This is a genomic window from Aeromicrobium sp. (assembly GCF_014378035.1).
In the GTDB taxonomy this organism is placed as follows: Bacteria; Actinomycetota; Actinomycetes; order Propionibacteriales; family Nocardioidaceae; genus Aeromicrobium.
Genome location: NZ_JACMOM010000070.1, coordinates 1 through 23,953 on the forward strand (window position 1 = coordinate 1; position 23,953 = coordinate 23,953).

The 23,953-nt window shown below is 66.5% G+C and carries 23 protein-coding genes; 10 read left to right on the forward strand and 13 right to left on the reverse strand.

From position 1 onward, the window contains the following. Positions 1 to 14: 14 nt before the first annotated feature. A complete protein-coding gene (locus H7290_RS03795) occupies positions 15 to 740 on the reverse strand; it encodes a queuosine precursor transporter (RefSeq protein ID WP_290512687.1) in 726 nt (241 codons plus the stop codon). A gap of 44 nt (positions 741 to 784) precedes the next feature. Between H7290_RS03795 and H7290_RS03800 the strand changes: the two genes are divergently transcribed. Then, the gene (locus tag H7290_RS03800) at positions 785 to 2,038 is read left to right on the forward strand and encodes a geranylgeranyl reductase family protein (RefSeq protein WP_290512688.1); all 1,254 of its coding nucleotides are present in this window, start codon (positions 785 to 787) and stop codon (positions 2,036 to 2,038) included. Between the two features lie 69 nt (positions 2,039 to 2,107). On the opposite strand, the gene H7290_RS03805 is transcribed toward H7290_RS03800, so the two are convergent. After that, positions 2,108 to 2,599: a hypothetical protein gene (locus tag H7290_RS03805; RefSeq protein ID WP_290512689.1), complete on the reverse strand. Its 492-nt coding sequence runs from the start codon at positions 2,597 to 2,599 to the stop codon at positions 2,108 to 2,110. A 123-nt stretch (positions 2,600 to 2,722) separates the two neighbouring features. Between H7290_RS03805 and H7290_RS03810 the strand changes: the two genes are divergently transcribed. The 4 genes from H7290_RS03810 to H7290_RS03825 all read left to right on the forward strand — a co-directional run bounded on the left by H7290_RS03810 (position 2,723) and on the right by H7290_RS03825 (position 6,214). After that, entirely contained in the window at positions 2,723 to 3,544 is an 822-nt protein-coding gene (locus tag H7290_RS03810) for an aldo/keto reductase (RefSeq protein WP_290512690.1), read from the forward strand. An 81-nt stretch (positions 3,545 to 3,625) separates the two neighbouring features. Continuing rightward, the gene (locus H7290_RS03815; RefSeq protein ID WP_290512691.1) at positions 3,626 to 4,441 is read left to right on the forward strand and encodes an exodeoxyribonuclease III; all 816 of its coding nucleotides are present in this window, start codon (positions 3,626 to 3,628) and stop codon (positions 4,439 to 4,441) included. A 47-nt stretch (positions 4,442 to 4,488) separates the two neighbouring features. Continuing rightward, positions 4,489 to 4,914, forward strand: coding sequence for a MarR family transcriptional regulator (locus H7290_RS03820; protein ID WP_290512692.1), 426 nt, complete (start codon positions 4,489 to 4,491; stop codon positions 4,912 to 4,914). Further along, positions 4,904 to 6,214, forward strand: a complete 1,311-nt coding sequence (locus H7290_RS03825; protein WP_290512693.1) for an MFS transporter — start codon at positions 4,904 to 4,906, stop codon at positions 6,212 to 6,214. Before H7290_RS03820 ends, H7290_RS03825 begins: the two co-directional genes overlap by 11 nt. A 102-nt stretch (positions 6,215 to 6,316) precedes the next feature. On the opposite strand, the gene H7290_RS03830 is transcribed toward H7290_RS03825, so the two are convergent. Continuing rightward, entirely contained in the window at positions 6,317 to 8,716 is a 2,400-nt protein-coding gene (locus H7290_RS03830; protein WP_290512694.1) for an immune inhibitor A domain-containing protein, read from the reverse strand. A 301-nt stretch (positions 8,717 to 9,017) separates the two neighbouring features. On the opposite strand from H7290_RS03830, the gene H7290_RS03835 reads away from it, so the two are divergent. After that, a complete protein-coding gene (locus tag H7290_RS03835; RefSeq protein ID WP_290512695.1) occupies positions 9,018 to 9,461 on the forward strand; it encodes a CAP domain-containing protein in 444 nt (147 codons plus the stop codon). Between the two features lie 164 nt (positions 9,462 to 9,625). Here the strand turns inward: H7290_RS03835 and H7290_RS03840 are convergent, their stop codons facing one another. The 3 genes from H7290_RS03840 to H7290_RS03850 form a co-directional block, all read right to left on the reverse strand. Continuing rightward, positions 9,626 to 9,802, reverse strand: coding sequence for a hypothetical protein (locus tag H7290_RS03840; protein ID WP_290512696.1), 177 nt, complete (start codon positions 9,800 to 9,802; stop codon positions 9,626 to 9,628). A gap of 124 nt (positions 9,803 to 9,926) precedes the next feature. Further along, on the reverse strand, positions 9,927 to 11,054 hold the full coding sequence (locus tag H7290_RS03845; protein WP_290512697.1) for a PQQ-dependent sugar dehydrogenase: 1,128 nt from the start codon (positions 11,052 to 11,054) through the stop codon (positions 9,927 to 9,929). Positions 11,055 to 11,285: 231 nt separating this feature from the next. After that, the gene (locus tag H7290_RS03850; protein WP_290512698.1) at positions 11,286 to 12,803 is read right to left on the reverse strand and encodes a DUF6884 domain-containing protein; all 1,518 of its coding nucleotides are present in this window, start codon (positions 12,801 to 12,803) and stop codon (positions 11,286 to 11,288) included. Positions 12,804 to 13,069: 266 nt separating this feature from the next. Here H7290_RS03850 and H7290_RS03855 point away from each other — a divergent pair, with 266 nt between their 5' ends. Next, positions 13,070 to 13,456, forward strand: coding sequence for a thioredoxin domain-containing protein (locus H7290_RS03855; RefSeq protein WP_290512699.1), 387 nt, complete (start codon positions 13,070 to 13,072; stop codon positions 13,454 to 13,456). 82 nt (positions 13,457 to 13,538) lie between these two features. Then, positions 13,539 to 13,859: a putative quinol monooxygenase gene (locus H7290_RS03860; RefSeq protein WP_290512700.1), complete on the forward strand. Its 321-nt coding sequence runs from the start codon at positions 13,539 to 13,541 to the stop codon at positions 13,857 to 13,859. 21 nt (positions 13,860 to 13,880) lie between these two features. On the opposite strand, the gene H7290_RS03865 is transcribed toward H7290_RS03860, so the two are convergent. The 4 genes from H7290_RS03865 to H7290_RS03880 all read right to left on the reverse strand — a co-directional run bounded on the left by H7290_RS03865 (position 13,881) and on the right by H7290_RS03880 (position 16,517). Continuing rightward, positions 13,881 to 14,576 carry a lytic murein transglycosylase gene (locus tag H7290_RS03865; RefSeq protein ID WP_290512701.1) on the reverse strand — a complete coding sequence of 232 codons (696 nt, stop codon included), beginning with the start codon at positions 14,574 to 14,576 and terminating at the stop codon, positions 13,881 to 13,883. A 105-nt stretch (positions 14,577 to 14,681) separates the two neighbouring features. Next, complete coding sequence (locus H7290_RS03870) at positions 14,682 to 15,500, reverse strand: class III extradiol ring-cleavage dioxygenase (RefSeq protein ID WP_290512702.1); 819 nt, start codon at positions 15,498 to 15,500, stop codon at positions 14,682 to 14,684. 84 nt (positions 15,501 to 15,584) lie between these two features. Continuing rightward, positions 15,585 to 16,097, reverse strand: a complete 513-nt coding sequence (locus H7290_RS03875) for a hypothetical protein (RefSeq protein ID WP_290512703.1) — start codon at positions 16,095 to 16,097, stop codon at positions 15,585 to 15,587. 51 nt (positions 16,098 to 16,148) lie between these two features. Further along, the gene (locus tag H7290_RS03880; RefSeq protein WP_290512704.1) at positions 16,149 to 16,517 is read right to left on the reverse strand and encodes a DUF2256 and DUF3253 domain-containing protein; all 369 of its coding nucleotides are present in this window, start codon (positions 16,515 to 16,517) and stop codon (positions 16,149 to 16,151) included. Positions 16,518 to 16,607: 90 nt separating this feature from the next. Between H7290_RS03880 and H7290_RS03885 the strand changes: the two genes are divergently transcribed. Continuing rightward, entirely contained in the window at positions 16,608 to 19,193 is a 2,586-nt protein-coding gene (locus H7290_RS03885) for a DEAD/DEAH box helicase (RefSeq protein ID WP_290512705.1), read from the forward strand. A 76-nt stretch (positions 19,194 to 19,269) separates the two neighbouring features. On the opposite strand, the gene H7290_RS03890 is transcribed toward H7290_RS03885, so the two are convergent. Together H7290_RS03890 and H7290_RS03895 are read right to left on the reverse strand one after the other, a co-directional pair. Next, positions 19,270 to 20,550, reverse strand: a complete 1,281-nt coding sequence (locus tag H7290_RS03890; protein ID WP_290512706.1) for a histidine-type phosphatase — start codon at positions 20,548 to 20,550, stop codon at positions 19,270 to 19,272. Between the two features lie 41 nt (positions 20,551 to 20,591). After that, positions 20,592 to 21,506, reverse strand: coding sequence for an alpha/beta fold hydrolase (locus H7290_RS03895; RefSeq protein ID WP_290512707.1), 915 nt, complete (start codon positions 21,504 to 21,506; stop codon positions 20,592 to 20,594). 149 nt (positions 21,507 to 21,655) lie between these two features. Here H7290_RS03895 and H7290_RS03900 point away from each other — a divergent pair, with 149 nt between their 5' ends. Continuing rightward, positions 21,656 to 22,690 (forward strand): NAD(P)-dependent alcohol dehydrogenase, encoded by a 1,035-nt coding sequence (locus H7290_RS03900; protein WP_290512708.1) that lies wholly within the window; start codon positions 21,656 to 21,658, stop codon positions 22,688 to 22,690. A gap of 64 nt (positions 22,691 to 22,754) precedes the next feature. Here the strand turns inward: H7290_RS03900 and H7290_RS03905 are convergent. Next, positions 22,755 to 23,953 (reverse strand): putative PEP-binding protein (locus tag H7290_RS03905; RefSeq protein ID WP_366927596.1); only part of this gene is annotated, 1,199 nt, incomplete at its 5' end.

Consider the following 23,953-nt stretch of genomic DNA (forward strand, 5'->3'; position numbering starts at 1 on the left):
GTCCTGGCCCGGTTCTACTCCCAGTAGGACGGCTCGCGGTTCTTCAGCAGGCGGATGACGACGACGGTGAGGGGCATGACGAGCAGCTCGACGCCGCACTTGTAGACGAAGCCGACCACGAAGTAGTTCCAGAACCCGCCCATCGTCGTGATGCCGATGGCTGACGACGCGATGGCACAGAAGATCAGGGTGTCTGCCGCTTCGCCGACGCCCGTCGAGCTCGCAAGGCGTGCCCACAGACGCGGCTCGGCACTTCGGGCCTTCATCCGCACCAAAACGTAGGAGTTGAGGAACTGGCCGGTCACGTAGCCGAGCACGCTCGCGAGGACGATCTGCGGCACGAAACCGAGCACCGCGGAGTAGGCGTCCTGGTTGGGGTAGAACGACGCGGCCGGCGCGTGGTCGACCACGAGGAAGGTCAGCGCCGCCAGGATTGCCATGGCGAAACCGGTGAAGATCGCCCGGCGTGCGGCCCTGAAGCCATAGACCTCCGAGATGACGTCGCCGAGGATGTAGGCCAGCGGAAACAGGAACGCGCCCCCGTCGGTGATGACCGGCGAGATCTGCACCGACCCCAGCGAGAAGTGCCACGACCCGAACTCGATGCCTTTGGTGGCGGCGATGTTCGACACCACGAGCACGACACAGAAGAGCGCGAGGATGATGTCGAAGTACGACGATCCGCGAGAGGCGTACCGGATTCGGCGGTCGGGCTGAGCGGAGGTGGCCGGCGAACTCATGGCCTCATCCTTACACTTTCCCATCTCTCTGGGAGAATCTAGGTATGACTGCCGACCTGCCCATCCACACCGACGTCCTCGTCGTCGGCGCGGGGCCCGCAGGCTCCGCCGCGGCTGCGTGGGCGTCCCGGTTCGGCATGGACACGGTGCTCGCCGACGCTGCGACGTTCCCCCGCGACAAGACCTGCGGCGACGGCCTCACACCCCGCGCGATCGCCGAGCTCGACCGTCTTGGTCTTGGGGAATGGGTGCTGTCGCACGGCACCAACCGCGGCCTCCGCGCTGCCGGATTCGGTCAGGAGCTGTTGCTCCCGTGGCCCGGCGGATCGCTGCCCGACTACGGCTCGGCGGTTCCTCGCACTGAGCTTGACGACCGCATCTTCCGCATCGCCATCGAGGCCGGGGCCCTCCCTCTCGAGGGTGCTCGCGCGGTCGACGCCGAGCGTGACTCCGCGGGACGGGTCACCGCCGTGACGTTCACGATCGGCAAGGCCCGCACCCCGCACACCATCACCTGCAACCGGCTCATCGTCGCCGACGGTGTGCGTTCTCCGCTCGGCCGTGTGCTCGGCCGAGCGTGGCACCGCGAGACCGCCTACGGGGTGGCCGGTCGCTCCTACATCAAGTCCGGGCGCAGCGACGACCCCTGGATCTCTTCGCACCTCGAGCTCCGCGGCGAGGATGACGAGCTGTTGCCCGGCTACGGCTGGATCTTCCCGCTCAGCGACGGCGAGGTCAATCTCGGCGTGGGTGCACTCGCCACTGCCAAACGTCCGGCCGAGCTGCAGATCCGCCCGCTGATGGAATATTACGCGAGTCTGCGCCGTGAGGAGTGGGACCTGAGCGGCGAGCTGCGTCTGCCCACCAGTGCCCTGCTGCCGATGGGCGGCGCCGTGTCGGGTGTCGCCGGGCGCAACTGGGTGCTGGTGGGCGACGCCGCCGGCTGCGTCAACCCCCTCAACGGTGAGGGCATCGACTACGGCCTCGAGACCGGCCGCGAGGCCGCCGAGCTGATGCGCCACCAGACCGACCTCGCCGATGCCTGGCCAGCCCTGCTCACCAGCCACTACGGCGAGGCGTTCTCGATCGCCAGACGACTTGCCGGCATGATCACCGTGCCGGGCCTGCTGCCCGCCGCGGGACCCGTTGGCATGCGGTCACACCGCATGATGACGTTCGCGCTCCGGGTGATGGGCAACTTCGTCACCGACGAGGACCGTGACCTCACGGCTCGTCTGTGGCGCTGGGCCGGACGTCAGTCGGTCCGGCTCGACGCCCGGCCGCCGTTCACGTCCTGACCATCTTCTGTCCCGGACGCGACAAGGGCCCAGCCGGAGCTGAGCCCTTCACCTCACGTGCATGGCGCCCTACGCGTCAGGCGGATTTTTCTTCCTGCTCAGCTCCGGGATCTTCTCGCCCGACTCCGTGAAGGAGAGGATGGTGAAGACCGTGAGCGCGATGCCCGCGATCCAGAGGAGGTAGCCGGACCAGCCCGGTCCGACGTCGAGACCCGGCAGGTCCGACCCGGCGGGAAACAGTGCGCGCAGGATCAGCAGCACGGTGCCGAGTGCAGCGGTGCCGGCAGCCACCAGGTTCCACGGCACACCGGCTGGGAGCGAGTCCTTGGCGAATGCCTTGACCCCCACGATGGCGGTCGACGCCACCAGCAACAGCATGCCGAGCTTCGCGTAGCTGGTCCAGGCGTTGAACCCACCAAGGGAGCTTCCGATGGTGCTGGGTCCCGGCCCGTCGTAGGACTCGACGACGTACTTGCTGATGAACGACAAGATGATGGCGACGCCACCGGCGGCCAGCGCACCCTGGTCGAGCTTGCCCAAGGACTTGAAGTCAGCAGCCATGGCAATTTTCTCCCAGTGATGAATGTGTGAGTCGAATGTAATGCCATCCAACCCGAACGAACAGTCATTCCACACCATGCCTGCGCCACGTCTCGCGGGTGGTGCGGGGCGTAGGTTTTTCCCATGACGACTGCTCCTGTTCTCACGCTCAACGACGGGCACCTGATGCCTGCCCTCGGATTCGGTTCCTACTCGATCAAGGATCCCGATCTCTTCACCGAGGCCATCGCCTCGGGCTACCGCCTGCTCGACACCGCCAAGAGCTACGGCAACGAAGCGGAGGTCGGCCGGGGCGTCGCACAGTCATCCATCCCGCGCGACGACGTGTTCATCACGACCAAGCTGCCCGGCACCGATCACGGCACCGATGCACCGCAGCAGTCGCTCGAGGGCTCCCTCGAGCGGCTCGGAGTCGACCACGTCGACCTTTACCTCATCCACTGGCCGCTCCCCCGCATCGACAAGTACGTCGAGACGTGGCAGGCGCTGATAAAGCTGCGCGACCAGGGTCTCACCCGGTCCATCGGCGTCTCCAACTTCCTGCCCGAGCACCTCGACCGCATCATCGCCGAGACCGGCGTCGCCCCCGCGGTCAACCAGGTCGAGCTGCACCCGTACCTGACCCAGACGGCGCAGCGATCGGCACACGAGAAGCATGCGATCATCACCCAGAGCTGGACGCCACTGGGTCGTGGCACAGGCCTGCTCGAGGAGCCCGTCCTGCTGCAGATCGCTGACAAGCACGGAGTCACGCCGGGCCAGGTCGTCCTGCGGTGGCACACCCAGATCGGCGCTGCACCCATCCCCAAGTCGGCAACGCCCGAACGCTTTCGCAGCAACCTCAACAGCTTTGCGTTCACGCTCGACGACGACGATCTCGCTGCCATCGCGACGTTGGACAACGGACATCGCATCGGAGGCGACCCGGCCGTGTACGAGGAGTGACGACGGTCGACGCCACTACTGGACTCGTCACCCCAGCGCCGTCCCTGCTGACCTGTCTGTCCCCATCGTTAGTGTGGGCGGGTGCTTCGAATCGCCACCGTCAACGTCAACGGCATCCGCGCCGCCTTCAACAAGACCCGCGGACAAACCTTGGGTCTCGGTGAGTGGCTCGCCTCGCGCGATGCTGACATCGTCACGCTGCAGGAGGTCCGGGCACCCGACGTCATCATGCGCGGCATCATCGCCGACTCGGGTTATCACGTCGTGCACACGGAAGCTGCGGCCAAGGGTCGGGCCGGCGTGGCCGTGCTGAGCCGAGCCGAGCCGGTCGACTCACGAGTGGGCAACGGCGATGTCTACTTCGACGACTCCGGTCGCTGGATCGAGTCCGACATCCCGCTCGCCGACGGCTCGACGCTCACCGCCGTGTCTGCCTACGTCCACTCCGGTGAGGTCGGCACCCCTCGGCAGGACGACAAGTACCGTTTCCTCGACCGCATGACGGTGCGCCTCGCCGAGATCCGTGCGTCCGGAAACCACGGCATCGTCACCGGAGACCTCAACGTCGGACACACCGAGCGCGACATCAAGAACTGGAAAGGCAATCGTGCCAAAGCCGGGTTCCTGCCCGAGGAGCGCGCCTACTTCGACCGCTTCTTCGGCGAGCTCGGATGGGTCGACGTGCACCGCCTGGTCGCAGGCGATGTCGACGGTCCCTACACCTGGTGGTCAATGCGCGGGCAGGCGTTCGACACCGACACGGGCTGGCGCATCGACTACCAGATCGCCACACCCGAGCTCGCTGCCACCGCCTCGTCGGCCGTCGTCGACCGGGCGCCCAGCTGGGCCGAGCGCTGGTCCGACCACGCGCCATTGGTGGTCGACTACGAGTTGTGACCGACCGGGCAAGGCGAATTGCATAAGCACCTGATATATTTAGTTGCATGTCGCAACCGCAGAATCTTGATTTGGCACAAGTGTTGCGTGACTTCGCGTTGTCGATCGTGCGCGACAGCCCGCAGGGGTCGCTCAGCCGCACATCGGCCGCGACGCTCTCGCTGCTCGACCGGTTCGGCCCGCAACGCATCACCACCCTGGCCGATCGCGAATCGGTGTCCCAGCCGGCGATGACCGGCCTGGTGCAGCGACTCGAGGCCTCCGGCCTCGTCACCCGCCGCATCGATCCCGACGACGGACGCGCCGCCCTGATCCAGATCACCCCCACCGGCACCGAGGTGCTCACCGAGCGACGCCGCCGACATGACGACGCCATCACCGCCCGCATCGCTCACCTGTCCCCCGGCGACCGTGCGGCACTTGCCGCGGCCGCCACCGCCATCGTCAATCTCACGGAGTCTCATGTCCTCTGACACCCAGCCTTCCGACACCCACACCTCGGGCGGCGCAAGCCTGTTCAACCAACCCAGGGCCGTCTACGCGGTGGCCTTCGCCTGCGTCATCTCCTTCATGGGCATCGGACTCGTCGACCCGATCCTGCCGGCCCTCAAGACCCAGCTCGATGCCACCGAGAGCCAGGTGACCCTGCTCTTCACGAGCTATCTAGTCGTCACCGCAGTCGCGATGCTCGTGACCAACTGGGTGTCGAGCCGCCTCGGCGCCAAACGGACGCTCCTCACCGGCCTCGTCATCATCGTGATCTTCGCGGCGCTCGCCGGCTCGGCCGACTCGATCTCCGGCATCGTCGCCTTCCGCGCGGGCTGGGGCCTCGGCAACGCCCTGTTCATCGCCACCTCTCTCGCGGCCATCGTGTCGAGTGCGCGCGGCGGGTTCGCCGGCGCGATCATCCTCTACGAGGCGGCACTCGGACTCGGCATCGCCGCCGGACCGCTCGTCGGCAGCGTCCTGGGCAACATCAGCTGGCGCGGGCCCTTCTACGGGGTGTCGGTCCTGGTGGCCATCGCCCTGGTGGGCACGTTCTTCCTGCTGCCCGCCACGCCGAAGCCCGAACAACGCACGGCACTGAGCGCACCATTGCGCGCGCTCACGCATCGCGGCCTGCTGACGATGAGCATCACCGCGCTGCTCTACAACTGGGGCTTCTTCACGATGCTCGGCTACGCGCCCTTCCCGATGGGACTGTCGATCACCGCGCTGGGCTGGGTCTTCTTCTGCTGGGGCATCTTGGTCGCGTTCTTCTCGGTCATCGGCGCTCCGTGGCTCCAGCGACGTTTCGGTACCGCGCGGTCGCTCTACGGCTCACTGACACTCTTCGCGATCGACCTCGGCGTCATGGCTGTCAGCCCCACCAACCAGACGCTGATGATCGGATGTGTCATCTCGGCCGGCATCTTCATCGGCATCAACAACACGCTGATGACCCAGGCCGTCATGATCGTCTCCCCCATCGAGCGTCCGGTGGCCTCCGCCGCCTACGGATTCGTCCGCTTCCTCGGCGGGGGTCTTGCGCCCTTCGCCGCCGGCAAGCTGGTCGAGCACTTCACGGTGCACGTGCCGTTCGCCCTTGCAGCCGTCACGGTGCTGCTCGCCGTCGCGGTGCTCGCCACCGGACACCGGATGCTCACCAACGCCGACGCCGGACTCACCGAGGACGGTCACACGGTCGAGAAGCTCGACGACGTCGAGGGAGAGATCGCGGATGAGTTCGGTGGAGCATCCGGCGCCATCGACGAAGCGTCCCGCGCTCGCTGACACTCACAACCCGTCCGCCACCCCGCCCCAGCAGTGGAGCGAGCGGGGGCGCCAAAGGGGGGCGCGCACCCCTGATGCGCGCCCCCCGTCCTTGGTGTCAGATCAGTTGAACTTGACCTGCAGCGAGGTGCCTTCCTCTTTCGTGACCCGCACCTTGAGGCCGGTCTTCGGCAGCTTGACGCCATGGTTGGGCAGCTCGGCGAACCAGTACTTCTTGGTGTCGTCGAACAACGGCTTGGCCGCCTGCCCGCGGATGTAGCTCGGCGTGCCTGCCGTGTGCAACGTCATCGAATCGGCCTTGTGCAGCGAGAACGGCGCGTCGTAGACCTGGACCCGCGCGCGCCACGGTGCACCCGTCGCGATGTTGATGAACGGCGACGGGTTGGCGTCGATCGGCAGGTTGCGACCCGATCCCGGGTGCACGGACGTGTTGTTGTCCAGCACCGAGGTGTCCCAGTAGGAGATCAGCAGGCCATGACCGTACTTGTAGTGCTCGACGAAGTCCGGCTTCGTGTTCCCGAAACCGAAGTTGTAGGGCCCTGTCAGCAGGTACTTGTCATAGCTGACGTACGACCGGTGGCCCATGACGTAGTAGTTGTCATAGAGCTCGGTCGAGACCGCACCGACGGTCGAGAAGCCGTCGAAGGTCCAGGCGGGACCGCCCTCCTCGGCACCATCGGTCAGCAACGTCTCACTACCGGCCTTCACCGTGAGGTCGTCGACGAACAGCCCAGCACCGGCGACACCGCCATCGGTCTTGTAGTAGAAGCGCAGCTTGACCTTCTGCCCGTCGTAGGCGCCGAGCGGAACGTTGAGGTCTGCCCAGGTGGCCTGCACCCCGTCGATGGCCGGCGAACCGGAGGCATCATCGGGAATCGGCGTGCCGTTGATCGTGCCGTCCAACGACTTCCAGGTCGCCCCGTCGTCGGTGGACGCCTGGACGTAGGCGTAGTCGAAACCGGCCTCGGTGTCGAAGCGAACCTTGGCGTCGAGCACTCCGCCGGTCTTGCCGGTGAGGTCGACGTCGGTCGACATCGAGTTGGCGAGGTCGTCACCCGAACCGGAGAAGAACTGCTTGGTCCCCGACGCAGGTGCACCGTTGTCGATGGAGACTTCCTTCTTCGGAAGCACCACGACCGCGCCCTGTGCCTTCTTGGTGTTGTACTCCTGCGGGCCGAGCTCGAGCGTCTTCTTCTGCTTCGTCTCCACTGTCTCGTAGTCGAGCCAGCCGAGCTGGAGCTTCTCCCACGCGCCGAAGTCGCCGGGACGTGTACCGAGCGACTCACCCTTGGCGTTGAGCCTGCTCTGCGCCATCAGGGTCCAGTACTCGTTGGAGTTGTCCCCACCACCGGAGGTGTCGTACGCGTCCGGCAGACCGAGGTCGTGGCCGTACTCGTGGACGAAGACCGACAGGCCACCGTTCTCGGGCTGCGCGGTGTAGTCGCCGACCCAGACTCCGGTGCTGCCGATTTGGGTTCCACCGAGCCTGTTCTGCTCCGGACCCGTGATTCCAGCGTCGGTGCCGAAGGCGTACCAGCGGTGCGACCAGATGGCATCCTCACCCTGTTGCGGGTCGCCGTCTGCCTGGTCGCCACCGGCGTGCACGATCTGGAAGTGATCGATGTAGCCGTCGGGCTCGTTGAAGTCGCCGTCACCGTCGAAGTCGTAACGGTCGTACTTGTCGTACGTCGCGATGGTGGCCTTGATCTGGGCGTCGGACTGGCCGGCTGCCTTCTGATCAGCGACCCATGCGGTCAGCGAGTCCTGAATCAGGTTCCACACTGTGCGGTACGACTCGTCGCGGCCGTAGCGCGCCTCGTTGTAGGGAACCTTGACCCAGTCGGACACCGTGCCATCGACCGTGTAGCGCCCTGAGGACTGGGTCTCGTAGTAGGTCTTGACCGACTCTGTGCCCTTGTCGTTGCCGAAGTAGAGGTTCTGGAAGTGCGCGCGGTCAAAGTCGGGCTGCCAGACCGTGGAGTTGTCCTTGGTGCGGTCAGGAGCGGGGATCTTGTTGTGAAGGGGGCCGTCGAAGGTCGCCGGTCCGGGCACCGTCGGGTCGGAGTCCTGGTCGGGGAAGTCAGGGTGACGCTGATCGCCAAACTCAGCGAGGATGACGAAGATCTTGTCCGCCCGTTCCTGCTTGAGCTCGACGTACTGGTCCTGCTGCTTCTTTCCGCGGATCGATGCGAGCGTCTTCTTTGACGCCTTCTTGTTGGCGAGTGCGGCTGCGTCAGCCGGGCTGTAGCCCTTGCCGACCTTGACCACGGTGGCGCCGTCTTTCTGCACCGGCTTGGCATCGCCGTTGATGACCGAGGTGATGCCCGACTCGCGGAGTGCACGCCGCTTGTCCTCCAACGGGTTGGCGAGATCGTCCTGAACCCTCTCGGCACGGTCGTTGCCGCCGACCGGTGGCGATGTCGAAGTTGCCGCGGTGCCCGGTGACGCGTACGCCAGACCGAGAGATGCTGCGAGTGCGAGGCCGACGAGACCTGAGGTCACACGCTTCACTGTTCCCCCTGTTGATTACTTCGGTGAGTGGCCGAACGGTTGCTCGACCGGTGATCGCGCGCGCCCTCGTGAGGCGAGCGGTGCGCACCGTGAACCAACTTAGGGAATTTTCAGGTTGAATTGCAGTCTTGACTTTGGCAACAATTGACCATATAAGCCTAGTCAATTATTACTAGGATCTATTTAGGACTAAAGTCCCCCAAAGGTCCTCATCGTGCTTTACCGTCGTCGCAGGGAGAAATAAAGTCGAGGGAGATGCACGATGAATAAATTATCGTTGAAAATGCTATTGATGGCTCGTCTGGTCGCAGTGGCGATCCTGGCGGTTGCCTTCGCGCCGAGCCCAGCGCCCGCCGCTACTGTGACATCGAGCACATATGAGAGCCAAGTGGTGTCGCGAACCAACGCCATTCGCAGCGCTCACAACCTCGCGACGCTGAGGACGAAGCAGTGCGTCGACAACTACGCCGAGAGCTGGAGCCGATGGATGGCCAGGCACAAGAGACTTGTGCACCAGAGCCTCTCCAAGGTCTTGGACGCGTGCGACCTGACCGGCGTTGCCGAGAACATCGCCGTGGGCTTCACCTCCGGCAACAGCGTCCTCAAGGCATGGATGGCGTCGCCGGGCCATCGCACCAACATCCTTCGCTCGAAGATGCGCTACATCGGCGTCGGAGCGACGCAGGACTCGAACGGCAGGTGGTGGGTCTCTCAGGTGTTCGGCACCAGGAGATGAGCCGACCGAAGGTTGGCTGAGCCCACGAGACCCGCCACTGCCCGCGAACATCCTCAGCTCGACGATGCGCCACACCGGCATCAGAGCAACACAGGAATCGCACGGCAGATGGTGGGTCTCTCAGGTCTTCGGCACCAGCAGACAGGCCGATTGACAGGGACCCACTACGAGTGACCGCCCTCGTCCCACACGTGACAGCCGAACTCCGCGCCCGTGTCGGTGGCCAGGTAGGTCACATCGGGGTCGGGATGCGCGCTCGGGGCAGAGAGCCGGTGCGCGGGAAAGCGGCGGTAGGCCTCGGCCAGGCTCGCAGAATCGATCTCGAAGGACGACTCGTCCATGACAGGCTCCTTTGCTCAACACGTGTCACCCCGGACGATGACATGAGGTTTCCCTCATGTTCGACGATATCGCCTCTTTCCGGTCGTTGGCACCTCTACCCCTCGGTAATCTGCAGGGCGAGCCTCAGAGCGTGACCCGAAGAATTCGGTCGTCATCCTTGCCGGGTGCGCGGCGACCGTCGGTGTTGCTCGTCGTGACCCACAGCGCACCGTCCGGAGCCGTCGTGACGCTGCGGATTCGCCCCTCGTCGCCGGCGAAGTAGGCCTTTGGCGTGCCCGCGCGCTCAGCCTTGAGGGGCACCGCGAAAACGCACTCACCTTGCAGCGCTCCGACGAACGCCGTCGATCGGGTGATGGCCAAGCCCGACGGCGAGCACTCGTCGGTCTGCCAGACGGCCTTCGGGTCGAGGTAGCCGGCGGCGCCGGAGCGCCCCTCGACGTTGGGCCAACCGTAGTTGCCACCTGCGGCAATGAGGTTGAGCTCGTCGGACTTCTTGTCGCCGAACTCGGTTGCCCACAGCCGGCCCCTCGCGTCGAAGGCCAGCCCCTCGATGTTGCGGTGACCGTACGACCAGGTGCGGTTGTCGAACGGGTTGCCGGTGGCCGCTGCCCCGTCTTGCGTGATGCGCATGATCTTCCCGGCGAACGACCCTTTGTCCTGAGCCAGCTCACTCTGCTCGGCGTCGCCGGTGGACACGTAGAGCCGCCCCTGGGCGTCGAACAGCAGACGGCCGCCGTGATGGTGCAGGCTCGTGGGGATGCCGGGCAGGATCGCCACCGGCTTGCCGAGACCGTTGTCCGAGAGCCTCATCCGGACTACCCGGTTGTCCGATGCCGCGGTGATGTAGGCGAAGAGAGTGCTCTCGTCGCCGGGGGCCAACGCGATACCCAGAAGGCCGCCTTCTCCACCGGGGGTGCCACCGACGACTCCGCCGACCTCGCCGAGGGTCGTGACCTTTCCTTCAGTCGAGATGCGCACCACGGTGCCCTCATCGCGCTGGGAGACCAGCGCATCGCCATTGGCCAGGAAGGCGATGCCCCACGGGACATTGAGGCCTGAGGCGACAGTGGCGGCGACCCGTGGACTGGTGCTTGTCGGGACGGCAGCGCTTGGAGTATCAGGAGTCTCTGCGGGGGGCGTGGCGGACGTGCGTGGCGTGCTCTTGCCATCGTCGCCCCTGCCGCCGCAACCCAGCAACGTCGCCGCACCGACCGTGGCGAGTCCGGTCAAGAAGGTTCGTCGTTCGACCATGAGTCGATGATGCCCGTCCAGCACAAGTTCTGCGTCGGACGCGAGAGACCCTTGGCAGCCGCCCGGATCACGTCCGGACGATGCCAAGGGCCATCACACTCCCGCTGGCCGTCTACTGCCCGACCAGGGCTCCCTCCCATTGCGTTCAGTGCTGACTAGAGTCTGCCTCTGAAAGGCTTGCGGTGGGAGGGTTTTACGACCATTCCTCCGGTATGCGCGGGCGAGGTTCGATCAGGCCAGTGCTCGACGCATCTGGTTGAGCCGTGCGCGGTACTCGTTAGCCGGCAGATGGTCGACGTTGAGGGGCGGATCGAGCTCGGAGACGACCTGCTGCTCGAGGTTGCGCAGCTCACCGGACTCAAGGCTGGGCCACACCGCGATGGACAGGTGCTCGGTCATCCACGACGTCAGGCGCGGATCTTCGAGGGAAGACATCCGCAGGTACTCGCGCAGCACAGTGGCCAGCGTCATGCGGAAGGTCGAGGCCCGCGCCCGCCCGTGCAGCTGGATGCGCTCGACGTGATCGCGCAGATTCAGCACGGGGTCGGCGAGAGACTGCCAGCTGGGGCCGCCGACCTGGCCGACGAAGATGAGCCCGGAACGCACCGGAAGCAGCAAGCACCTGTTGAGATCACGAGCACCGACCGGATCGACGAACCAGCCGTAGAGACCAGGCAAGTCGGGAAGGCTGGCCAGCTCGCTCAGGGGAACCGCGTGCTGGAGATCGGAGAGGTGGAGGCTGGCCGGGTTGTCGACGTGAAGGGGCACGACCGGTGCGACCTCGGCGGCTTCGATGGTCGTCAGGAACAGAGGTGTCGCGACCTTCTCCTTGACGAGATCGTCGGCGCGTGTGGTGCCCGACGCAACGGGCTCAGAGGATGCCGGCGCACCGCGGGAGAAAGTGCGGGCGGTCGAGGCAATGCTGCCTGCCGACACGACTGCGCCGACATTTTGCAGATCAGCGAACAACGGGTCGATGAAGGCGTCGGGGGCATCGAGTCGGACATGCATGCCCTCAAGGGAACCCGTGAGCGACTGCAGGCGTGCCACGACCCAGCTCGCCCAGACGATCCGGTAATCCGGGTCCATCTCGGCAAGGGTGCGGGAGTCGGGTGAAACCCATTCGTCGGGTGCCAGAAGCCCGTGCTCGGCGGACAGGACGAACCACTCGCTCCCGCTCAGCTCGGCGTTGACCCGACTCAGCTGGAAGGAGACGTCACGAAAGACTTCTTTGGCCGGCGCAGGCACGTTGACGCGCTCGCCCACGCTGCCCAGCAGCACGATGTCAGGGATGTCGGCGTCACGTACCGGTGCGTCGGTGGCGGGCCGGGTCGCCGCATCGAGGTTTGCTGCCGAGCGATGGCCGGCCTTCGTTACGCCGTCCGGGTGTACAGCTCTGTCGGACACAGCACTGTCGGTCGCAGGGTTGCTCGACGGGACGACGGACGCCAACGTGAGACTGGACCCAGCGCGGACGTCGCCGTGGGGATCTTCACCGCGCTCGGCGAGGGGGATGGACCGGTACTCACCGCGTGCGACCCTGCGGAACAGCGGCGCACGCTGCGCGAACTGCACGTGCTTGGTGCGCCCACCTTCGGTAAGCCCGATGAGGTGGGCGCGGATGGTGGCCTCGTTGACGTCCGGGTAGTGCTGGTCGAACCAGTCGCGGACCTGCTCGTACCTGAACACCTCGGGCAGTGCACCAGCGCAATCGTGCATGATCTGCCACACCGGCTTGTCGTACTTCACGACCCGCTCCCCGTACGCCGAGACCCCAAAAAGTGCGACATGAAACGAACCTCGTTCATCAAGCTCTCCGGTCGAACTAGACATCGTGGCCATCAGGGCACGCACCGCCAACAAGCCACCTATACGCGTCAAGAGAACCCACCGACCGGGCCATGACGAGCAATGGTCAAAAATTTTTGGAAGTTTGATGTCGCAGCGCGGTGGGAATGTCCCGCACCTACGGCCCGTTGAACAAGAGGTACCGAGTTTTCCACGGAGAGGCAGTTATGAGCACCGTCACCCTGACCAAGGACACCATCGACGACGTCATCAGCGGCGAGGGCATCACTCTCGTCGACTGGTGGGCAGAGTGGTGTGGACCCTGCAAACAGTTCGGTCCCGTCTTCGAGGCGGCGAGCGAGCAGCACAGCGATGTCGTCTTCGGCAAGATCGACACCGAAGACCAGCAAGAGCTCGCCGCAGGCGCCCAGATCAGCTCCATCCCCACGCTGATGGCGTTCCGCGACGGCATTCTGGTGTTCTCGCAGCCGGGTTCGCTTCCCGCTGCCGGCCTGGAGCAGATCATCACGGCCGTCAGGGGGCTGGACATGGACGACGTGCGTCGTCAGATGGCCGAGCAGGAAAGTGCGTCCCCCGACGCCGCGCAAGGCTGAACATCTAGGTTCGGAACAGCGGCGAGGACGCCCGCAGGTCGGTCGACCTGCGGGCGTTTTGCGTTGGCGCTAGCGTGACGATGTGATTTTTATCGTCGTCAAGTTCAGGACCAAGCCCGAGTGGACTGACCGCTGGCTCGAGCTGGTGCGTCCGTTCACCGAGGCCACCCGCGGCGAGATGGGCAACAAGTGGTTCGAGTGGTCACGAAGCGTCGACCACCCCGACGAGTTCGTGTTGGTCGAGGCTTTTGATGATGATGCGGCAGGGGCGCACGTCGGTAGTGAACACTTCAAGGCTGCGATGAAGACCATGCCACAGGCGCTGATGTCCACGCCGAAGATCGTCAGTCAGGGAGTCGATCAGGACGACTGGAACGAGATGGGCGAGTTCGCGGTCGTCTGATCGGCGAGATTGCCGTTGTGGTCAGAGCCTTTCGGCGTACGTGGTTGCGGTGCGCGCAACCTTGCTGGCGTAAGGGACGCTGCGGTTGTACGTGAGAACGGCGCGTGACCACCCCTTCGACCCGCCGAGGTCTCCCCCGGCGTGGCAGAGGTAGCGGGCGGCGCCGAGCGCCGCGTCGTCGAGGTCGTGCGGATCTTTGCGGCCGTCACCGTCGCCGTCGGCGCCCCACCTCGCCCAGGTGGTCGGAATGAACTGCATCGCGCCAACCGCACGGTCCCACCTCGTGTCGCGGTCGAGGCTGCCGCCGTCGGTGTCGTTGATGGCGGCGTTGCCGGCCGTCCCGTCGAGGGCTACGCCGATGATCAGGGGTCTGGCGACTCCTCGGGCGTCAAGGCGCGCTCCCCCGAACGATCCGTGGGTGCTCTCAGAAGCACCGATCGCGGCGAGGGTGTTCCACGCGATACGACATCCGGGCTCGTCGTCCGCCTGACGAAGCGCTGCCGTGGAATATGCCGCGAGGGCGCGGGCCGGAATGTTGGTGCGCTGCGCAGTCCGAAGCAGCCAGCCTGGGTCTGGTGAGCTGCCGGCCGTCGGCGGGAGCGGGGCGGCTACCGGTACACCGACCGGCGGAGCAGCCTCGTCGCCCGCGAGCCGAAGACCCACCGAGGCCGCGACGACCATCGCCACCACGACGAGCACCTGTGCGGAACGGTTCACAAATCCAGTGTCCCGGCACGGCCCAACCCCGATCACAGAACCAGATCAGACCTCGACGTGGGTGACGGGGAGGGCGGTTGTCGTCGCCTCGCTCGCGGCGGGTGGTCACACCGAGATGAACGACCTCATGCTGATCGAGCCCATGTCGATGGCGCTGTTGAAGAATCGGATGTCCTCGCCGTCGTCGAGCAAGCTGACCGCGGCCACCATGGGCCGGTAGTGGTCGTCGGTCGGCACCGCGATGCGTGCCTCGGCCCACGTGCCGTAGGGGTCGACGAGCTTGGCGACGTCGCGGTCGCGGAGCGCGGCGGCCGTGTCTGCGTCGAACTTCTCAGCCCAGTCGAAGGCACCACCGCCGTCCCACCTGGCCCGACCGAGCGCATGAACGATGTTGCCGCTGCCGATGAACACGACCCCGCGTCGACGCATGGACCGCAGCCGAGAGTAGAGCTCGTAGAGCTTGGGCAGCGGCATCGCGTAGTCGATGCTGATCTGCAGAACCGGGACATCGGGGTGCGGTGCCAGGTGCTTGAGAACGCTCCACGTGCCGTGATCGAGGCCCCACTGCTTGTCGAGCTCTGCCTCGTAGTCGGTGAGCTGCCTGGCCAGCACCATGGCCACGGCTTCGTCGCCGACGCTGTCGTACGTGACGCGGTAGAGCTCGTCGGGAAAGCCACCGAAGTCGTAGATGATCGGGTTGGTCGGGGCGTCGGTGATGTGCGTGTGTCCGGGAGTGAGCCAGTGGGCGCTGATGACGACAATGGCCTGCGCGGCCGGGAGACCCTCGCCGACCTCGGCCCACGTCCGCGTGAAGGAGTTGTCCGAGATCGCGTTCATCGGGTTGCCGTGGCCGACGAAGAGCACCGGCATGAGCGCGCTCGCCTCGAGCCGGTTGTCGAGGTCGGTCATCGTGTACGAGGCCATGATCACGTCTTTCCTGGGCAAGGGTCAGATACTCGAGACTTCAACGAGTGAAGCACAGGCGGATGCCACGACGGTCGCGGAACGTCACCACTGCGGGCCCGGCTCCTGACGAAGACGGGCGGGCACGTCGGCTGCCCACTCGTCAGGCTCTGCGGCTCGCGCGCGAACTGAGAGGTCTGCTCGGGCTTGCACGACGGCGGCCTCGGCCTCAAGGAAGGCGCACCTCACCAGCGAGAAGTCGAGCAACCGCCTGCGGCTGAGGTAGGTGAGCAAGCGCCCCGTGAGGCTGATCTGGGTGCGGGCTTGCACCACGCTGCCCGGAATCCAGGGGTCGGCCAAGAACGCGGGTAGGCAGCACACGAGCTCGTCGGGGCCGAACACCTGCCAGAACGCACCCTGTTCGTGAAACTCCCGCTCGGCTTCGAGCAATGTCGCGTTCTGCGCGCCGAGGCTGTCAGCCATGTCGGCAGTGTCCAGGAAGTAGGTGAGACGTGCCCGCATCCGCTCGTACCGTCGTGTCGTGGTGGCGGTTCGCGTGCTCCCCTCTTCGCTGATGAAGTCGTCGATGAGCTGCCAGCCTGGTTCGTCGGGTGCCATGACCTGAACTCAAGCACCGGCCTCGGACACTCGCCGCGTGGACGGGTCAGCTCAGCGCGGGAGACGGATGCGGATGGGGCCCTTCGCGGTCGACGGGTCGACGACGTGACCCTGCTGGGTGATCTCGACCCGCCCCTGGGCGACGAGCCGGCGGGCGGCCTGACGCACCGGCTCCATCAGCGGGCGCCAGTCGTCGGGCGACTTCTGCCGTGCCACGTCGGACGGACAGATGCTCGCCGACCGCGCCCGGCCATCGAGCGTGTCCAGGATTCGTTGCTCCAGGTCGCGATCCGCGACCCCGACCCCGCGCTTGCGGCAACCTGTGCTGCAGTAGCGGACGTCATCCCAGTCGTCCTTCCACTTCTTGCGCCACGTGATGCGTCGCCCGCACGCCTGGCAGGTCTTTGAGTCGGGCGGCATACCGGTAAGTCTGCCGCCTCTGAGCAACTCCCGGGTGTGAGAATGCCACCTCGACGACCATGATTGCGAGTCGTGAGGGACAATAATGGGATGCCTACTCGACCCGATCTGCGCCTGCTGCTGCGCTATCCGGTCGAGTTCGAACCGGGCGAGCACCCGAGCGAGTCACGCTTCGTTTTCCACGCTCCCGATGGCGACCATCGAGCCACTGCCAACGAGTCGATCGGACCGCTGAGCCAAGGCATCCGGGTGATGTCCGCGGATGCTTCGGTGCGTGCGTGGGCCACGCCCGCGATCCTCGCTCTGCGCATCATGGCGCGGGGTGGGCTCAGCTCCCCTGACGACACCGAGCTCAACCAGCTGCAGAACGCTGCGCGAGCCATCGACACCAGCCCCGGAGCGGGCCAGAGCAAGATCAACGCGTTCCTCAGGGCCCTCGCGGTCGATGCCCCGCCGGCCGCTTCGACGCCCCAGCGTCAGGCCTACCTCTCCCCCAAGGCAGTTCCGCGCACGCGTGAGATCACTTTCTCGTACTCGCTGATCGTGGCATTCCTCGAACGTCCGACCGACAACGAGGCCGCCGTCGTGCGCCTCCGGGTGCAGCCGAGGGCCGGGGCCGGGGCCGCCTTCGATGCATCAGACCTGTTCTCCGGCTCGACCCGCCCCATCGTGCAGGACGCGCTGAAGCCCGCCCAGGCGATGCTGCGTCGACTCGACGACTGGTGGCCGGCGGCCGAGCGCATGCGCGACGCGCACTCACGAGGTGCGGTGACGGTGAGCCCCGATGAGCTCGCCCGACTCGGCGACCGCGCCTTCGCAGCCACGTTGATGGCCAACCGAGTCGAAGTGCGCTGGCCGCCTGAGCTCATTCGGGAGCTGTCGACATCGGCCGTCGTCCGTCGCCAGGAGTCTCCTGGGTCCGACCGACAGTCCGCCTTCACGCAGGGTCAGCTCTTCGCCTTCGACTGGCAGGTCGCGCTCGGCAACGACGTCCTCTCGCCCACCGAGCTCGATCAGCTCGCCAGCTCGCAGAACGGCCTGCTGCGGATGCGCGACCGCTGGGTCTTCGTCGACAAGGCCAAGATCAACAAGGTGCTCGAGCGCACGTCGCGCCAGATCTCGCCCATGGACGCGCTGCGGGCGGCGGTCACCGGCGAGCTCGAGATCGACGGCGAGCGCACCGACATCGACACCGTCGGCTGGCTCGAGGAGGTGCGTCGCCGGCTTTCGGTGCAAGACCGCGACATCGCGCCAGCGGTGCAGCCCGCTGCGCTCAAGGGCACCCTGCGCGACTACCAGCTGCAGGGTCTTCGCTGGATGACGCAGCTCGTCGACCTCGGGCTCGGCGGCATCCTCGCCGACGACATGGGCCTGGGCAAGACCGTCATGCTGATCGCCCTGCACCTGCAGCGCTCGGCCACGACGTCCGCACCCACACTCGTCGTGTGCCCGGCATCCGTTCTCGGCAACTGGGAGCGCGAGATCAACCGGTTTGCGCCAGGGGTCAACGTCCGTCGCTACCACGGTGCGGGCCGGCGGCTCGACGGTGTCACCGACGGCTTCGTCGTCACGACCTACGCCACGATGCGCGCCGACCACCTCGAGCTGTCCGAGCACTCCCCCGGCTGGGGCCTGGTCGTGGCCGACGAGGCGCAGAATGTCAAGAACCCGCGTGCGCGCACTGCGCAGGCACTGCGCGACATCCCGGCCGTGGCGCGCCTCGCGCTCACAGGAACCCCGGTCGAGAACAACCTGTCCGAGCTGTGGGCCATCCTCGACTGGACGACGCCGGGGCTGCTGGGATCGTACGAGCAGTTCCGTAGCACGTGGTCGCGGCCGATCGAGTCACGTCGCGACTCTGACAAGGCCGCGGGGCTGTCGGCGCTCATCAGGCCGTTCGTGCTGCGTCGCCGCAAGTCCGACCCCGGCATCGCGCCCGAGCTGCCGCCCAAGATCGAGACCGACCACCAGATCAACCTCACTCGCGAGCAGGTCGGGCTCTACGAGGCGGTCGTGCGCGACACGATGGCGCAGATCCAGTCGGCCGAGGGCATCCGTCGCCGCGGGCTTGTCGTCAAGCTGCTCACCCAGCTCAAACAGATCTGCAACCACCCAGCGCAGTTCCTGCGCGAGACCGACTCGCGTCTCACCGGCCGGTCGGGCAAGCTCAGCGTGTTCGACGAGCTGATCGAGGAGATCGTGGCCGAGGACGGCGCAGTGCTGGTGTTCACGCAGTATGCGCAGATGGGCCGGCACATCACCCGGCACCTCGAGGAGAAGCACATCAAGCATCAGTTCTTGCACGGCGGCACCACGATCCGCGCACGCGAGAAGATGGTGCACCGGTTCCAGGCCGGCGAGCTGCCGGTGTTCGTGCTGTCGCTCAAGGCAGCCGGCGTCGGCCTCAACCTGACCAAGGCCGACCACGTCATCCACTACGACCGGTGGTGGAACCCGGCCGTCGAGGATCAGGCCACCGACCGTGCGCACCGTATCGGTCAGACCAAGAACGTCCAGGTGCACAGGCTCATCAACGAGGGCACGATCGAGGAGTCGATCGCCGAGCTCATCCGGTCGAAGCGATCGCTCGCCGACGCCGTGGTCAACGGCGGCGAGGGCGCCCTCACCGAGCTGTCCGACTCCGCCCTGGCCGACCTGGTGCGCCTGCGCAAGTAGCTGCTTCTGCGTCATGTCGAGGTTCACGTTGCAGAAGTCGACCTTCGTGCCGGTGGGCTCGTCGGGGCAGACGACATCAGGTCAGGCAGCTGCGGAGCTCGGACACCCGATAGAAGTACGATCCCGGCGACATTGCCGTGCACGAGCTGTTGAACTTCACCGGCTGCTCGTTGTAGCGCATCGTCACCACGACGTCCCTGGACGCGTTGCGGTAAGCGGCCCACTCGATGTTGCCGCCGAGCCGACCGGCGACGTAGCCACGCCACGGGTTGTCGTCGTAGGTGAACACCCCTGCCCCCGGCACCTGCTGACTGCTGCCGGGGAGCCGCAGCAGCGCTGCGAACGGCATCGTCGTCTCTCCGTGCGCGAGTCGAAACACCGCTGCCGTCGACCCGCCGCTCAGCCGCTTGTCGAGCTCGGCGAAGAAGTCGTCGAGCAGCGGCTTCGATGCCTGATAGGAGCTGGTCTCCCCCTCCACACCCGGGCCGAAATGATAGAAGTTCTGGGCGTCCACGACGTACTCCATCGCCTTGGCGTCGGCGAGGGACACGTAGCGCGCAAAGGTGACGTCGGTGTCGCCCTGCATGCCCGGTGCCGTGCAGTAGAGCAGGTAGACGTCGAGTGCGGCCATGACCGGATCGTCGAGACCGTCGACATACTGCTGCGTGTACAACCGAGTGAGCAGGTGCCGGGAGGCGCCGATGACGCCTGGGCTGGCGATGATGCGATCGACGGCGGCATTGCCGGCCGCCGAAGCGCCGTTGCCGATCAGCAGCCTCACCGCATCCGTGACGTAGGGCGCCACGTCCAGAGCGGGGACGGCGCTCTTGAGACTCATCTCCATGGCTTTGGCACTCTGCTCGGTGCGCAGGATCGGCGACGTCTTGAAGACCACCTGGTCACCCGCCTTCGTCGACCGCTGGAGGAAGCCGCCGTAGTTGTCGGCGGTGCGTCTGCCGATGCCCTCCCACTCCGCCGTACCGATGGCACTGAGGTTGCCGTAGCCGATCTTCTGCTCGGGCTTCTGAAAGGCGGCGACGTCGGCGGCGAAGCTTCTGCCGGTCGAGGTGAGTGCATCGTCGTTCTTCGCGTCGGCCCACACCTTCAGTGAACGACGCTCGGCCGCCGAGCTCGTGAGCGTGCGCGCGCCGTGACGTCCCACCGTCTCCAGGAATGCGAGGGTGTAGCCCGCGGGCGGCGACTTGATGGACGAGCTCTCAGCGTCGCCGTAGGGGGTCTGATTCGCGTAATGACGAGCGTTGATCGACGCGGCAGCGACCGGGGCGGGCGCCGGGGCCGGCGCGACCGTGCCGAGGGTCGCCAACGCTGCCACGATCACCGTGAGGAAGTTGAGCATCGTTTCCCTTGTCGCGTTCGCCGTCGTTCAGCCGTGCCAGCCTACCGACGCGAGATGGACAGGGAGCGAATGAACTCCACCTGCGCGGCGACCGACGTGTCGAACGGTTCACCGTCATAGATGTCGAAGTGGCCGACGTCGAAGCGCTCGATCTGCACCGACCCGGCGACCTTCCTGCCAACCCGTTCGACGGCACCCACGGGGGCGATGGTGTCCTTGGCCGCGACGACGAGGAACACCGGCATATGCAGCCTGCCTGCGCTGCTGACGGGGCGGTTGATGAGGATCGGCAGGATGCCGCGGGCGCACATCTCGTTGCGGAAGGTGGGGCCCATGATCTTCTGGTAGCCCGACTCGCCGTCGTGCGAGCTGATGGCGGCGAGGCTCTTGGGCGGACCGACGATCGGGATCATGTGCGGCGGTCGGCCCAGGAGCGCGCTGCCGATCACGTCGCGCAGGGCGTGGCCGGTGAGCTTGAGCAGCTGCACCGGCCCGGCGTACGACCAGATCAGCATCACGGCAGCGAGCCCGTCCATGGCCGCGCCCTGGGAGATGACGCCGGCGATACGCGGGTCACCCGCGGCGACGGCGACAACGTGGCCGCCGGAGTAGGAGCTGCCCCACAACACGATGCGGTCGGGGTCGACGCCGTCGAGCGTGCGGGCGTGGGCTATGGCGGCGACGTAGTCCTCGCGGTGGCGGCGGTGGTCGACGTTCTGGCGCAGGTCGCCGTCCGACGTCCCGAAACCGCGGTAGTCGAAGACGAGCACGTCAGCGCCGGCGGCCTGGAACCGTTCGGCGTACGGCTCGAGCCCGGCATCCTTCGTCGCGCCGAACCCGTGTGCCATCACGACGCAAGGCCGGCCTGTGTCGGCACTGAGCGCGTCGTCGGTCGCGGTGTAGTGCCACGCAGAGAGGCGGGTGCCATGGCTCGTCAGGTCGACGTCTGATCTCATCTGGCGATTCTGCCCCCGCCCACACGGCGCGGCCACCCGAGTCCGTCATCGGGACCTACGTCCCCGCATCTGTGACCCGCGACCGCGGCACGAAGGGGGCACTTCGCGGTACACCGGAAGTACAGACGTCCACCGCGAAGGAGCACATCATGAGGGCACTTCAGTACACCGCCATCGGCCAGCCGCCCGAGATTCTCGACATCGACAGGCCGACCCCCGCTGCCGGTCAGGTGCTTCTCCGGGTCAGCGCCGCGGGCCTCTGCCACTCGGACGCCTTCATCATGGGCCTGTCGGCCACGGACTACGTCTACGGCCTGCCGCTCACACTGGGCCACGAGGGCGTGGGCACCGTGGCTGAGCTCGGTGAGGGCGCCACCGGTGTGCGCGTCGGCGACGTCGTCGCCGTGTACGGACCCTGGGGCTGTGGGCAGTGTGTGCCGTGCTCGCGCGGCGAGGAGAACTACTGCCTGCGTGCCGCAGAGCTGGGCATCACCCCTCCTGGGCTCGGCGCTCCCGGGGCGATGGCCGAGTACATGCTGGTCGACGACCCCCGCCACCTCGTGCCGATCAAGGGGCTCGACCCGGTGCAGGTCGTGTCGCTGACCGACGCGGGCCTGACGCCGTACCACGCGATCAAGCAGGAGCTCGATCTTCTGCAGCCGGGCAGCACGGCCGTCGTGATCGGTGCCGGCGGACTCGGTCACGTCGCCGTACAGATTCTGCGCGCGATCTGCTCCACCACCGTCATCGCGCTCGACATCAGCGACGAGAAGCTCGACCTCGCCACCAAGATCGGCGCACACCACGTGCTTCGGTCGGACACCGAGGCGTCCGCGGCCATCCATGAGCTCACCGACGGTGTCGGCGCCGACGTGGTGCTCGACTTCGTCGGGTCACAGGCGACGCTGGAGATCGCGCGCACCTCGGTGCGCGTCAACGGCTCGATCGTCATCGTCGGCATCGGTGGTGGGCTGTTGCCGAGCGGGTTCTTCTCGACGCCGTTCGGCGTGCGCGTGCGCAACCCCTACTGGGGCACCCGCGACGAGCTCGTCGAGGTTCTCGAGCTTGCCCGCACCGGCCAGATCCATGTCGAGGTCGAGAAGTTCGGCCTCGATGACGGGCCCAAGGCGTACGAACGGCTGCATGCCGGGACGATCCGTGGGCGTGCTGTGCTGGTGCCCTAGTCGCCCTAGCCGCGGACGAAGTAGCCGACCCCCCCCCGTGTCGGGGGCGTCATCTGTCTGGCCGTCAGGCGGTGTCGGACGACACCACTGCGGAGCGTCCGGCCTCGAGCCTGGCCACCGGTACGCGGTAGGGCGAGCACGACACGTAGTCGAGGCCGACCGAGTCGAAGAAGTGGATCGAGTCGGGGTCTCCCCCGTGCTCGCCGCACACCCCCAGGTGAAGATCGGGGCGGGCCGCGCGACCCTTGCTGACCGCCAGCGCCACCAGGGCGCCAACCCCCTCGAGGTCGAGCGACTCGAACGGTGACACCGCGAAGACGCCCTTGTCGAGGTAGGTCGAGAAGAAAGACGCCTCGACGTCGTCTCGCGAGAATCCCCAGGTCATCTGGGTGAGGTCGTTGGTACCGAAGCTGAAGAACTCTGCCGAGGCGGCGATCTGGTCGGCGAGCATCACCGCGCGGGGCAGCTCGATCATGGTGCCGACCTTGAAGCTGAGCTTGGTACCGGTCTCCTTCTGCACCTGGGCGGCGACGGCGATGACGTCGGCCTTCATCAGCTCGAGCTCCTGCGGTGCGGCGACCAACGGGATCATGATCTCGGGCTGCGGGTCTCCGCCGGCGGCGATACGTGCCGCCGCGGCCTCGAGGATGGCGCGCGCCTGCATCGTGAACAGCCCGGGGATGACGATGCCGAGCCTGACGCCACGGAGCCCAAGCATCGGATTCTCCTCGTGCAGTCGGTGCACCGCGTCGAGCAGCCGATGATGGCGAGGGTTGTCCTCACCCCGCTCGTCCTCGAGGGCAACCTGGACGGCGAGCTCGGTGTAGTCCGGGAGGAACTCGTGAAGCGGCGGGTCGAGCAGCCTGATGGTCACAGGCAGACCGTCCATCGCTTCGAGGATGCTGGTGAAGTCGGCGCGTTGCAGCGGAAGCAGGGCGTCGAGCGCCTCGTGCTGGTGCGACGGGTCGGTGGCAAGGATGAGGTGTTCGACGAGCTCGCGACGGTCGCCGAGGAACATGTGCTCGGTGCGGCACAGACCGATGCCCTGCGCGCCGAACCGGCGGGCCCGGGCTGCGTCCTGCGGCGTGTCGGCGTTCGCGCGCACCTGCAGGCGGCGCTGGCTGTCGGCGTGCTCCATCAGCCGCGCGACCGCGATGACGAGCTCGTCGCCAGCGGCGGCCTCGTCGCCCTCGAAGTGACGCATGACGGCCGAGTCGACCACCGGCACTGAGCCGGCGAACACCTCGCCCGTGGTGCCGTCGA

Excerpts from the sequence above, each read along its gene's own strand:
- H7290_RS03895 (WP_290512707.1), bottom strand. The coding sequence starts at position 21,506 with ATGAGATCAGACGTCGACCTGACGAGCCATGGCACCCGCCTCTCTGCG.
- H7290_RS03820 (WP_290512692.1), top strand. The coding sequence starts at position 4,489 with ATGTCGCAACCGCAGAATCTTGATTTGGCACAAGTGTTGCGTGACTTC.
- H7290_RS03875 (WP_290512703.1), bottom strand. The coding sequence starts at position 16,097 with ATGGCACCCGACGAACCAGGCTGGCAGCTCATCGACGACTTCATCAGC.
- H7290_RS03805 (WP_290512689.1), bottom strand. The coding sequence starts at position 2,599 with ATGGCTGCTGACTTCAAGTCCTTGGGCAAGCTCGACCAGGGTGCGCTG.
- H7290_RS03840 (WP_290512696.1), bottom strand. The coding sequence starts at position 9,802 with ATGGACGAGTCGTCCTTCGAGATCGATTCTGCGAGCCTGGCCGAGGCC.
- H7290_RS03800 (WP_290512688.1), top strand. The coding sequence starts at position 785 with ATGACTGCCGACCTGCCCATCCACACCGACGTCCTCGTCGTCGGCGCG.
- H7290_RS03835 (WP_290512695.1), top strand. The coding sequence starts at position 9,018 with ATGGCTCGTCTGGTCGCAGTGGCGATCCTGGCGGTTGCCTTCGCGCCG.
- H7290_RS03795 (WP_290512687.1), bottom strand. The coding sequence starts at position 740 with ATGAGTTCGCCGGCCACCTCCGCTCAGCCCGACCGCCGAATCCGGTAC.
- H7290_RS03825 (WP_290512693.1), top strand. The coding sequence starts at position 4,904 with ATGTCCTCTGACACCCAGCCTTCCGACACCCACACCTCGGGCGGCGCA.
- H7290_RS03890 (WP_290512706.1), bottom strand. The coding sequence starts at position 20,550 with ATGCTCAACTTCCTCACGGTGATCGTGGCAGCGTTGGCGACCCTCGGC.
- H7290_RS03880 (WP_290512704.1), bottom strand. The coding sequence starts at position 16,517 with ATGCCGCCCGACTCAAAGACCTGCCAGGCGTGCGGGCGACGCATCACG.
- H7290_RS03845 (WP_290512697.1), bottom strand. The coding sequence starts at position 11,054 with ATGGTCGAACGACGAACCTTCTTGACCGGACTCGCCACGGTCGGTGCG.
- H7290_RS03900 (WP_290512708.1), top strand. The coding sequence starts at position 21,656 with ATGAGGGCACTTCAGTACACCGCCATCGGCCAGCCGCCCGAGATTCTC.
- H7290_RS03810 (WP_290512690.1), top strand. The coding sequence starts at position 2,723 with ATGACGACTGCTCCTGTTCTCACGCTCAACGACGGGCACCTGATGCCT.
- H7290_RS03855 (WP_290512699.1), top strand. The coding sequence starts at position 13,070 with ATGAGCACCGTCACCCTGACCAAGGACACCATCGACGACGTCATCAGC.
- H7290_RS03870 (WP_290512702.1), bottom strand. The coding sequence starts at position 15,500 with ATGGCCTCGTACACGATGACCGACCTCGACAACCGGCTCGAGGCGAGC.
- H7290_RS03885 (WP_290512705.1), top strand. The coding sequence starts at position 16,608 with ATGCCTACTCGACCCGATCTGCGCCTGCTGCTGCGCTATCCGGTCGAG.